Below are 10175 nucleotides of genomic sequence, written 5' to 3'. Positions count from 1 at the left end.
TTAGTAAGCGCCGGAAGCCCGGCTCATGGCTCTGAAAGTCCTCCACATGATCATCAAGTCCCCCGCTATCGACCAGTTTTCGACGTAGTAAAGATCAAGCCGGACCGCCTCATCCCAAGGGAGGTCCGATCGTCCGTTGATCTGCCAAAGACCCGTGATCCCAGGTTTGATCAACAACCGACGGTGGGTGTGGCGTTCGTAGCCGGTCACTTCCCGCAGCAACGGCGGCCTGGGGCCCACCAAGCTCATCTGGCCCAGGAAGACGTTCCAGAACTGGGGCAGCTCGTCCAAGGAGTATTTCCGCATCCAGCGGCCGCACTTGGTGACCCTTGGATCGCCACGGATCTTGAAGAGCACACCGGCTCCTTCGTCCTGGGCCTTGAGTTCTTCCAGGCGTGCCTCGGCATCGGCCACCATGGAGCGGAACTTCAGCATCGGGAACGATCTTCCCTGCTTGCCGATGCGTTCCTGCCGGAAGAGCACCGGCCCCGGGCTGTCCAGTTTGACGATCAGGGCGAGACCCAGCAAGACGGGCGACAAGGCCAGCAAAGCTGCAGCCGAGACGCCGATGTCCATCAAACGCTTGAGGGTGTGTTTGCCACCTGAGTAGTGCGGGATGTCTACGTGCATCAGCGGCAGCCCCTCCACCGGCCGCCAATGAATGCGAGGACCGGCCACATTCGTCAACGTGGCAGCGAGGACCAGCTCAGCAGAATCCTCTTCCAACCTCCACCCCAGCTCGCGGATGAATTGGTTTCCGCCAGGCACGGGCCCGGCCACAATGACAGCGTTGGCCCCGGTCAGCCGAACAGTGCGGGATATTCCGTAAATGGAGGACAGCACTGGTACCCGGACCTGGTCCACCTCAATCGCGGCGCCGCGGCGTGCAGCGGGGAAGCATGCTCCAAGGATCTCGTAAGCTGCTCCTGACTTCCGGTTGATCTGCTGGATGACGTACCTGACATCCTGCGGTTCACCCACCACGATGGCGCGGGACAGGAAACGACCCCGGGACTTCTCGCGAACCATCCAGCGGCGGAAGCCCCATCTGCTGCCCGTGAGAGCAATCAGGCCCAACGGAAGAGAAACAAGGACGAACGAGCTGACGGCCTCTACCCGGAAAACGACTGCGACGATTCCCAGGAATCCGAAAACACGCAGGCTGGCAGAGAAAACGCGCTTGTACTCCTCGGCGCCAATGCCGAGCACTTTCGGGTCCCGCGTCCTGTAGATTTCCAGCGACGCCACCCACACGATCGCGAGCACCATGCTGACGGCAAGCTGCTGGGGGTTCGCGTTGCGCCCTTCCGGAAAAGGCCAACCGGTGGTGCCGAGCAGATAGCCCGCGATGACGGCCACAGCAACAAGAGCACTGTCAGCGAGCCTGAGACTGTTGGTCAGAAAGAGCGTCCACGTGGCCCGGCGATTGCGCTCGCCGGCAGGGTAGGTGTGTTGGGTGACTGGCGGCACCGGGTCGATGGGCACCTCCGACCTCAGTGCCGCCAGCCCCGCTTTGTCAGCCCGCTGTGCAGCAGCGGACTTGTCAATCCAGGGGGACGCCGGCGGATTGACTTCAGCAACAGAGGATTCCGCGGGGAAAGCAGAGTTGAGGGAGACTCCAGCGCCCTTGGGTGCCGGTTCTTGAACCAGACGTGCAACTGGAACTTCTCCCATGTCAGCCTTCTTCGCAGACCTGCCATTGCCTACAACCAAGTGAAGACCCGGCCTTTGGGGCGCGCACCAGTAATCGGTACTCAAGTTTGTGCCTGATTACCCGTGACCCCTACGTGCAAGTACCTAGCTTGGCTACGCAGGACTACGTGTTTTCGCCCTCGCCCGGCTCAACAAAATCCGCGGAAATCAGGCTGGGACGCAACACAAAGAAGGCCGAAAAACGGCACAAAAAACCGGCCGTCTCCAGACGGCCGGTTCGCTGCGAAGAATGGTTAGTCTTCCACGATCTCCAGGTCTTCATCGAGGACCTCGTCGTCGTCGTCCTCGTCGTCGTCAAAGACTTGGAGCGGCGTAACCTCGGAATAGGCCTCGTACAGTGCGTCCTCGTACACTTCGAAGGCGTCGGCTACAGCGAAAAAGGCGGCTTCGACGTTAGGATCACCCTCACCACGACGTGCTGATGCAGCCACCAGATGTTCCTCGAGGGCGGCGGTCAATGACTGAAGCGCGACACGCGGATCGATGCTCATGACTTCACGTTAGCCCGAAAAGGACGAAAATGGAGAGGGATGAAGGAACAATTTCTGAGCGGCTCAGTTGAACGCCAACGCGACTATGCACGTCAGTACGAGTATCTCGTACTGACGGTTGGACCTGAGGATTCGCTGCCTGAAGCCCGCCGCCGGCTCGCCGAACACTCGGAATACGGCAAGTGGGAACTGGAGCGCAGCATCCTCTACGTCGGCGGCGGCCGGCGCTTTTGGCTACGCCGGAAAGTCTATTCGGTGCAGCGTACTTTCTAACCTCCTGGAGGATCAGTCTGCCAGGGGCCCAAGCCAGGCGTTGGCCACGGTGGTGTGTGCAGACTCGTCATTGGACGGGTGGAATATTCCTGCCAGGACATCACGGTACAGGCGCTCCATCTCCGATCCGCGGAAGTAGCTTGAGCCGCCCGTGACCCGGATGGCCAGATCCACCACATGGCGCGCATTCTCCGTAGCGCGTGACTTCAGGCCGACGAGTTTGGGGAACCACTGCGGCCCGTGATCCACCAAGAGGTCAATGTCCCGGGCCATGGAGGACAACTGCGGGTAGATTCCGTCCATCGCAAGGGCGGCGTCGGCCACTTTCCACCGGATGTCCGGGTCCTGGGCGAGACTCCGGCCACCGTGCTTCGCTGAGGTACGTCGTTTCACATTCTCAATGCCCACGAGGAAAGCGCGTTGTGCCAGCCCGGTATAGACCGCGGCCAGCAGCGTCTCGAAACACGCGAAAATCGCAAAAATGAGCAGATCCTGGTTGGGACCCACCGGCAATTTCCGGAAAATCCGCTCGGGAGGAATAACGGCACCATGCAACAGGGTGGTGTTCGAAGCACTGGCCCGCATGCCCAGAGTGTCCCAATCGCTGAGCGTCTCGTGGCCGGGTTCGTCGCGGCGAAGGAATCCAAAGACCAGCTCACCCTCGCCATCCCTGGCGGCCGCGTCCTTGCCGAACGTCCCCAACCGGGTCCAGCCACGCGAAAGGCTCGTGAAGATCTTCCTCCCGGTCAGACGGTAGCTGCCATCAGGCAGGGGCTCTGCGACAGTGGTTGAATCGAACAGCATGGAATCGTTGCCGGCCTCGGAAATACCGAAGGCAAAGACCTCCCCTTGTCCGGCCTCTTCCAGCACGAAACGCAGCGAGTCATCGCCGCGGGCCGCCATCACCTGCGCGACGCCGGTCCACACCAAGTGCATGTTGACCGCCAATGCCGTGGCCGGGGCCGCCGTGGCGAGGCGCTGCTGCAGGGCAGCTACCGCCTCGAGCCCAAGGCCCAACCCGCCGTCGGCCTCCGGCACGAACAGTTTCAGGTAGCCGGCGTCCGCCAGTTCTTCGAGGTCCTCCTGGAAGAAGAGGTTGTTTTGGTCGTAACCGGCCGCACGGCCGCGCAGGCGTTCAAGAAGCGCATCCGGCAGTATTTCCTCGGGAGTCATGGCTGGTCCTCCTGGTGGGAACGGGTTAGTAGTTGCTCAGCAGCGTGTTCAGGACGCGCGCGCCGAACTGCAGGGATTCGGCAGGTACACGCTCGTCCACACCGTGGAACATGCCGGTGAAGTCGAGTTCGTCCGGGAGCATCAGTGGGGCGAAGCCATACCCGGTGATGCCGATCTTGCTGAGCGACTTGTTGTCCGTTCCGCCGGAGAGCGTGTAAGGCAATACCTTGGCCCCGGGGTCCTCGGAGTGCAGGGCATCAATCATGGAGTCCACCAGGTTGCCTGCGAACGGCACCTCCAGGGACACATCTTTGTTGACGTAGCTGATTTCAATGCCGTCGCCGGCAAGTTGCTTGATGGTTTCCAGCACCTGTTCCTGTTGCCCTGGGAGGGTGCGGCAGTCGACGAACGCCTCTGCCGATTCGGGGATGACATTGTGCTTGTATCCCGAGCGCAGCAGCGTGGGGTTGGAAGTGTTTTGCAGGGTCGCGCCCACGAATCGCGCAACGGTGCCCAGTTCCTTCAACAGGATGTCGGGATTGTCGGCATCGAATTCGACGCCGGTCAGTTCAGTGACGCCGTCCAGGAACTGCCGTGTTGTGGGCGTCAGTTCCACAGGCCACTTGTACTCACCAATCCGGGTGACGGCCGCGGCAAGCCGCGTAATCGCGTTATCGGTGTTGATCTGCGAGCCGTGTCCTGCACGTCCGTGGGCCACGAGCCGCAACCACGAAAGTCCCTTCTCGGCAGTCTGCAGCAAGTACGTCCGCTGGCCGCCGATAGTGGCCGAGAAGCCGCCAACTTCCGAGATGGCCTCGGTAGCCCCGTCAAAGAGTTCCCGCCGGTGCTCCACCGCGTAGCGGGCACCGTACGTTCCGCCGGCCTCTTCGTCGGCGAAGAACGCAAAGATGATGTCACGCTTGGGCTTGCGGCCTGTTCTGGCGAATCCGCGCATCACGGACAGGATCATGGCGTCCATGTCCTTCATGTCCACGGCACCGCGACCCCAGATCAGGCCGTCCTTGAGTTCGCCGCTGAAAGGATCCACTGACCATTGGTCTTTGAGCGCAGGAACAACATCCAAGTGGCCGTGCACAACCAGCGCATCCGCCGAAGGGTCCTCGCCGGCCATCCGGGTGACGACGTTCGCGCGGCCCGGCGCAGACTCGAAGATCTCTGCCTCCAAGCCGACTTCGGAGATCAGCCCCGCAGTGTATTCGGCCGCGGCACGCTCGCCCGGGCCGGAGTCATCACCGAAGTTCGAGGAGTCAATGCGGATGAGCTCCTGGCAGATCCGGACAACTTCGTCTTCAGGGCGGATGACAGACATGGAAACTCTCCTCGCGTGGCTGGGATGCAGGTTCCGGTGACGACACGGCGGTTGCCCGCCTGGTGTGCCCTCCCGTGTTCCATCAGCCTACTCACCACGAGCATTACGTGCCGGTGAACGGATCAGCCCTGCGGGCGTGAATACGAATGGACCGGCTCCTGACCAGCGCCGATTTTCTTGTTTCCCTGAAACCGTGTTAGAGTTTTTCTCGCTGCTTCGGAGGAAAGTGAAGCACCGAGAGGTGCAGAACGAGGCTCCGGATACCACCTGCGCGGGTGGCGGAATGGCAGACGCGCTAGCTTGAGGTGCTAGTCCTCGAAAGGGGGTGGGGGTTCAAGTCCCCCTCCGCGCACCAAGTCAAGGCTCGGAATCTTCGGATTCCGGGCCTTGTTTGTTTTGTCCGAAATTCACAGAACGAAATACAATGCGAACTTGATCACATTTGTTTCCGTTCAGTCATTTAAGGAAAACATGGGCAGCTCCGAAGACATTCTCGGTCCTGAATATTCGGCCCGTACCATCCCCCTCCAGCCCGACGCTGAGGGCGACGTCATTGCCACGTTGGTCTCCAGGAAATGTTCGCGCCCCACAGGACGGGCAGTGCTGTACGTCCATGGATTTGTGGACTACTTCTTCCAGACGCACCTGGCCGATGAGTGGGTCAACGCCGGTTACGACTTCTACGCCGTTGACCTTCGGAAATATGGCCGGTCCCTTCTCCCCCACCAAACGCCGAACTACACCGAGTCGCTCCAAGACTATGACGAAGAGCTCGATGCCGCCGTCCGCATCATTAGGGAAGAGGACGGACACGATGTCCTGGTGGTCCTTGGGCACTCAACGGGAGGATTGGTAGCAAGCCTGTGGGCGCATCGGCGCCGCTTCGAGTCCGTCATCGATGCCTTGGTCCTGAACAGCCCCTGGTTCGACCTCAACAAGCCGCTCCTGCAGCGCACGGTGGGCACCGCCGTCGTTGACCGCTTGGCGAACTACCAGCCGCGCCGCCAAGTGGGCGCGCTCGGTGACCGGTATGGTCGGAGCCTGCACGCCAGCACCGGCGGAACGTGGGACTTCAACCTCACATGGAAGCCGCTGGAAGGGTTCCCGGTCCTGGCTGGATGGCTGCGTGCCATCCGGCGCGGGCACGCCGAACTGGCGAAGGGCTTGGATATCCGCTGCCCTGTGCTCGTGTGCGCCTCCACGGCCAGCGCGGCCGAGAATGCCCCGCCGGAGACCATCAACGCCGCCGACATCGTGCTGAACGTCAAACACATCGCGGAACGAAGCGTCCGGCTGGGACGCCTGGTGACGCTGGCGCGGATTGATGGGGGTATCCACGACCTCGCATTGTCAGCCGAACCGGCTCGAAGCCAGTTCTTCCGGGAGGTTTTCCGCTGGGCGGGCGCCTACGTACCGGAAGCCGCGGCGCGGACCCGCTGAGCGGACTTCAGGCCTCAAACAAAGCCGGACACTGCACGAAGGCGGCGGCCACCCTGAGGTGGCCGCCGCCGTCGTTGTTTCCATCAGGCAGCATTCTCACACTCAGCCCAAGGCCGCGACGCTGCCGCTGAAATGCCGGCGGCCGCCGCGCGGATTCCACGCGACGTAATCCGAACGCTCCCAAGTGCCCGAGTCCGTCTGCCGGGTGGAGATGTCCAGGGCCACCCGCGCCGGGAGGAAGACGGGTGCTTCAAAGGCAACGTCCCAAACGAAGGCATCTGACTTAACGGATCCGACGTCGGCCAATGCGCGGGCCGCCAGATACATGCCATGGGCCATGGAACCGCGCAGTCCCAGTGCCTTGGCGGAGAGAACGCTCAGGTGAATGGGGTTGAAGTCTCCGGAGACTGCTGCGTAGCTGCGGCCAATGTCCAAACCCAACTGCCAGAGCGCTGTTGGATTCGGAGGTGAAAAGTCCGTGCGCGGCATTGCCCCATTGCTGGCCCCGGGCTTGTCGATGCCCGGCAGGAAGACGCCTTTCGCGAGATACGTCGACACACCACGCCAGCACAGTGTGCCATCCGTCGACGAACGCACTTCCGCCACGACATCCAGCTTGGTCCCTACTCGGTGCCCTGAGAGGTTCTCAGACCAGCAACGGATATCCATGGGCTGCGAGAACTGAAGGGGAATGTACTGCTCCACATGGTTCCCCAGATGGATCATGCCAAGTAGCGGAAGGGGAAAGTCGTCCCGGTTCATGATGCTCATGGACACGGGAAATGCCAGCGCGTGAACGAACCCTGCGGGCAGGACATCGCTGGCAGTCTCACTCACCAGGTGTTGGTATGCAGTCAGGTTCGCGACGTCGGCAACTACTCCCCGGACTTCGTGGCTGATGGCGGGCAGCTTCCCATCAGTGGAGGTGCCCAGGACGCGACGCCTGGCGGCGGTCGCAGCCGCGTTGACGTACAGCTTGGAGAGCGACGGAAGCTCTCCAAGTATCACGGGCTGGGGATGATTCATGCCCCCACCAGTTGCTGGCCGCACACGCGCAGCGTCTGGCCTGAAATGCCGCCGGCAGCATCACTGGCCAGGAACGCAATGGCCTCGGCAACATCCTGAGGTTGGCCACCTTGTTTGAGGGAGTTCAGCCGTCGGGCGGCCTCACGGATCGCCAAGGGCATGCGAGCCGTCATTTCGGTTTCGATGAATCCAGGCGCAACGGCGTTGATCGTGCCGTCGAAGGCCGCCAAGAGCGGGGCCGTCGCGCGGACCATGCCAATGACTCCGCCCTTGGACGCGGCGTAATTGCTCTGGCCGCGGTTACCGGCAATGCCGCTTGTAGAGGCAACGGAGACAATCCTCGGGGCGTCCTTGAAATGCTCCGAAGCCAGCAATGCCTCGTTAATCCTCAGCTGCGCTGCGATATTGACGGCCATCACGGACTGCCACCGGCCTTCATCCATGTTCGCGAGAAGGCGGTCGCGGGTGATGCCCGCGTTGTGCACCACGATGTCGAGCCGGCCGTGACGTTCGACGGCGTGGTCCAGGATGCGCTGACCGGCGTCGTCGCGGCTGATGTCCAACTGCAGGGCGGTGCCGTGGACCTCATTGGCAACTGCGGCCAGGTGGTCCCCGGCGCCGGGGATGTCCACCACGACGACTTTGGCGCCGTCACGGTACAACGTCCGGGCGATGGCTGCGCCAATCCCCCGTGCGGCACCGGTGACCACGGCGACCTTGCCCACCAGGGGCTTCTCGACGTCGTCCGGCAGCGTACCGGAGTTCGTGGTGACAGTCAGGAACTGGCCATCAACGTAGGCGGAGCGTCCGGAAAGGAAGAACCGCAAAGCTCCCAATGCTGACGGGCTGGTGGTGATCACTCCCTCGGCGAGCAGGATGCCGTTTGCCGTTGCCCCTGATCGAAGCTCCTTGGCGAGGGATCGCAACAGGCCATCGACGCCTTGCCGGACGGCGGCGACGGCGGGAGCGGAGGCCGAGCCTGGCACCCTCGACACGGTGATCACCCGGGCGTTGGCGGCGAGGTCCCGCAATGACGCACCAACAGTTAACACCGGCTTACCAAGGTCTTCGGGGTGTTGGACGGCGTCGAGAACCATGATGATGGCCCCGAGCTTTTCCTTGGGGAGGGCGTTGCGTCGAACATCCAGGCCCCATCCCATCAGGGTGGTGGCAAGGTCATCGGCGCCGGCGCTGTCACCATTGACCAGGACCGGGCCCGTGATGAGAGGGGCTCCCGGTTGGTACCTCCGGAGGACAACAGGCTGCGGCAGGCCAAGCCTGCGTGCCACGTCTTTGCCCAGTCCATGGCTGACAATCTGCGTGTACTTGTCGGTCATCGGGCTCCCCTACGCTGCTTCAAGAATAGCGACGACGCCCTGCCCGCCGGCGGCGCATACGGATATCAGGCCGCGGGCGGGCCGGCCGTCCACGGTTCCCCTCTCATGGAGCATCTTCGCGAGCGAGGCCACGATCCGACCGCCGGTAGCGGCGAAGGGGTGGCCAGCTGCCAGCGATGATCCGTTGACATTTAGCTTTGCACGGTCCACCTTGCCAAGGGCGCCGTCCAGGCCAAGCCGCGTCCGCCCAAAGTCCTCATCCTCCCAGGCTGCCAGCGTGCTGAGGACGGTACCGGCGAAAGCCTCGTGAATTTCGAAGAAATCGATGTCCTCGAACGTGAGTCCATGGCGGGCCAGGAGGCGCGGTACAGCGAAGACCGGAGCCATCAGCAACCCATCCTTGCCGTGGACGAAGTCGACGGCGGCCGCCTCGCCGTCGAGGACTGTGGCGAGTTTCGGCAGGCCGCGCTGATCCGCCCATTCCTCCGTGGCCAGCAGGACCGCCGAGGCGCCGTCGGTCAAGGGTGTCGAGTTGCCGGCAGTCATGGTGGCTTCCGAACCGAGGTTCTTGCCGAAGACCGGCTTCAAGCCGGCCAGCTTTTCCAGCGAGGTGTCGGGACGAAGGTTGGAGTCACGGCTGAGACCCCTGTAGGGGGTGACGAGGTCATCGAAGAACCCGCGGTCGTACGCACTGGCAAGGTTCTGGTGGCTATTGAAGGCGAGTTCGTCCTGTGCCTCGCGGGTGATCTTCCACTGGGCCGTGGTCAGGGCCTGGTGCTCGCCCATTGAGAGTCCTGTCCGCGGTTCGCCGGTATTCGGTGCATCGGGGGCAAGGTCTTTGGGGCGAATCCGGGCGAGGACGCGAAGCTTCTGCGTGGCGGTCTTTGCCCGGTTCAGGTCCAGGAGAATTTCCCGCAGACCCTCGCTGACGGCAATCGGAGCGTCGGAGGCTGAATCAACACCGCCGGCGATACCCGAGTCGATCTGGCCGAGCTTGATCTTGTTGGCCAAGCCCAGCACGGTCTCCAGTCCTGTTGCGCAAGCTTGCTGGAGATCATAGGCGGGTGTCTCCGGCGACAACGCTGAACCCAGCACTGCTTCACGGGTGAGGTTGAAGTCGCGTGAGTGCTTAAGGACGGCGCCCGCAGCCACCTCGCCGATCCTTTCGTCCTGCAGCCCAAAGCGTGCAATCAGGCCGTCCAGCGCGGCTGTCAGCATGTCCTGGTTGGACGACTTTACGTACGCCCCACCTGTCCGGGCGAAGGGGATGCGGTTACCTCCTACAACGACCGCCCGGCGGGTGGCCTTGGGGGTGAAGGTCGATGCGTGGGTCACGTCTGCTGCAGCCATGCTTGTCTCCTTGGGTCGATCACCAGTTACTGATACCCAGCG

9 protein-coding genes and 1 tRNA gene are annotated in these 10175 nt (G+C 62.5%); 3 read left to right on the top strand and 7 right to left on the bottom strand.

The annotated features are described in order from the left end of the window. Positions 1 to 1674 (bottom strand): sugar transferase, encoded by a 1674-nt coding sequence (locus tag ACIQC5_RS09905; RefSeq protein WP_400281090.1) that lies wholly within the window; start codon positions 1672 to 1674, stop codon positions 1 to 3. Between the two features lie 272 nt (positions 1675 to 1946). Continuing rightward, positions 1947 to 2204 carry a hypothetical protein gene (locus tag ACIQC5_RS09900; protein WP_400281088.1) on the bottom strand — a complete coding sequence of 86 codons (258 nt, stop codon included), beginning with the start codon at positions 2202 to 2204 and terminating at the stop codon, positions 1947 to 1949. Between the two features lie 39 nt (positions 2205 to 2243). Between ACIQC5_RS09900 and ACIQC5_RS09895 the strand changes: the two genes are divergently transcribed. Beyond that, positions 2244 to 2477 carry a DUF5703 family protein gene (locus ACIQC5_RS09895; RefSeq protein ID WP_400281085.1) on the top strand — a complete coding sequence of 78 codons (234 nt, stop codon included), beginning with the start codon at positions 2244 to 2246 and terminating at the stop codon, positions 2475 to 2477. Between the two features lie 12 nt (positions 2478 to 2489). Here the strand turns inward: ACIQC5_RS09895 and ACIQC5_RS09890 are convergent, their stop codons facing one another. Both ACIQC5_RS09890 and ACIQC5_RS09885 read right to left on the bottom strand, forming a co-directional pair. Then, positions 2490 to 3650, bottom strand: a complete 1161-nt coding sequence (locus ACIQC5_RS09890) for an acyl-CoA dehydrogenase family protein (protein ID WP_400281083.1) — start codon at positions 3648 to 3650, stop codon at positions 2490 to 2492. Positions 3651 to 3675: 25 nt separating this feature from the next. After that, positions 3676 to 4980, bottom strand: a complete 1305-nt coding sequence (locus tag ACIQC5_RS09885; RefSeq protein WP_400281079.1) for a M20/M25/M40 family metallo-hydrolase — start codon at positions 4978 to 4980, stop codon at positions 3676 to 3678. Between the two features lie 269 nt (positions 4981 to 5249). On the opposite strand from ACIQC5_RS09885, the gene ACIQC5_RS09880 reads away from it, so the two are divergent. Together ACIQC5_RS09880 and ACIQC5_RS09875 are read left to right on the top strand one after the other, a co-directional pair. Further along, positions 5250 to 5335, top strand: a tRNA-Leu gene (locus ACIQC5_RS09880). A 116-nt stretch (positions 5336 to 5451) separates the two neighbouring features. After that, positions 5452 to 6420, top strand: coding sequence for an alpha/beta hydrolase (locus ACIQC5_RS09875; RefSeq protein ID WP_400281077.1), 969 nt, complete (start codon positions 5452 to 5454; stop codon positions 6418 to 6420). Between the two features lie 102 nt (positions 6421 to 6522). On the opposite strand, the gene ACIQC5_RS09870 is transcribed toward ACIQC5_RS09875, so the two are convergent. Genes ACIQC5_RS09870 through ACIQC5_RS09860 form a run of 3 tightly spaced genes read right to left on the bottom strand, consistent with a single transcriptional unit; the run spans position 6523 to position 10133 of the window. After that, the gene (locus ACIQC5_RS09870) at positions 6523 to 7446 is read right to left on the bottom strand and encodes a MaoC family dehydratase (protein WP_400281074.1); all 924 of its coding nucleotides are present in this window, start codon (positions 7444 to 7446) and stop codon (positions 6523 to 6525) included. Beyond that, the gene (locus ACIQC5_RS09865; RefSeq protein WP_400281071.1) at positions 7443 to 8783 is read right to left on the bottom strand and encodes a 3-oxoacyl-ACP reductase; all 1341 of its coding nucleotides are present in this window, start codon (positions 8781 to 8783) and stop codon (positions 7443 to 7445) included. The genes ACIQC5_RS09870 and ACIQC5_RS09865 overlap by 4 nt, the downstream gene beginning before the upstream one ends. Before the next feature lie 9 nt (positions 8784 to 8792). Next, entirely contained in the window at positions 8793 to 10133 is a 1341-nt protein-coding gene (locus ACIQC5_RS09860; protein ID WP_400281068.1) for an acetyl-CoA C-acetyltransferase, read from the bottom strand. Positions 10134 to 10175 lie beyond the last annotated feature (42 nt).

This window comes from Paenarthrobacter sp. NPDC092416 (assembly GCF_044755025.1).
Taxonomy (GTDB): domain Bacteria; phylum Actinomycetota; class Actinomycetes; order Actinomycetales; family Micrococcaceae; genus Arthrobacter.
The sequence above is the reverse complement of the archived record's forward strand: the minus strand, read 5'-3'. Positions and strand labels throughout refer to the sequence as shown.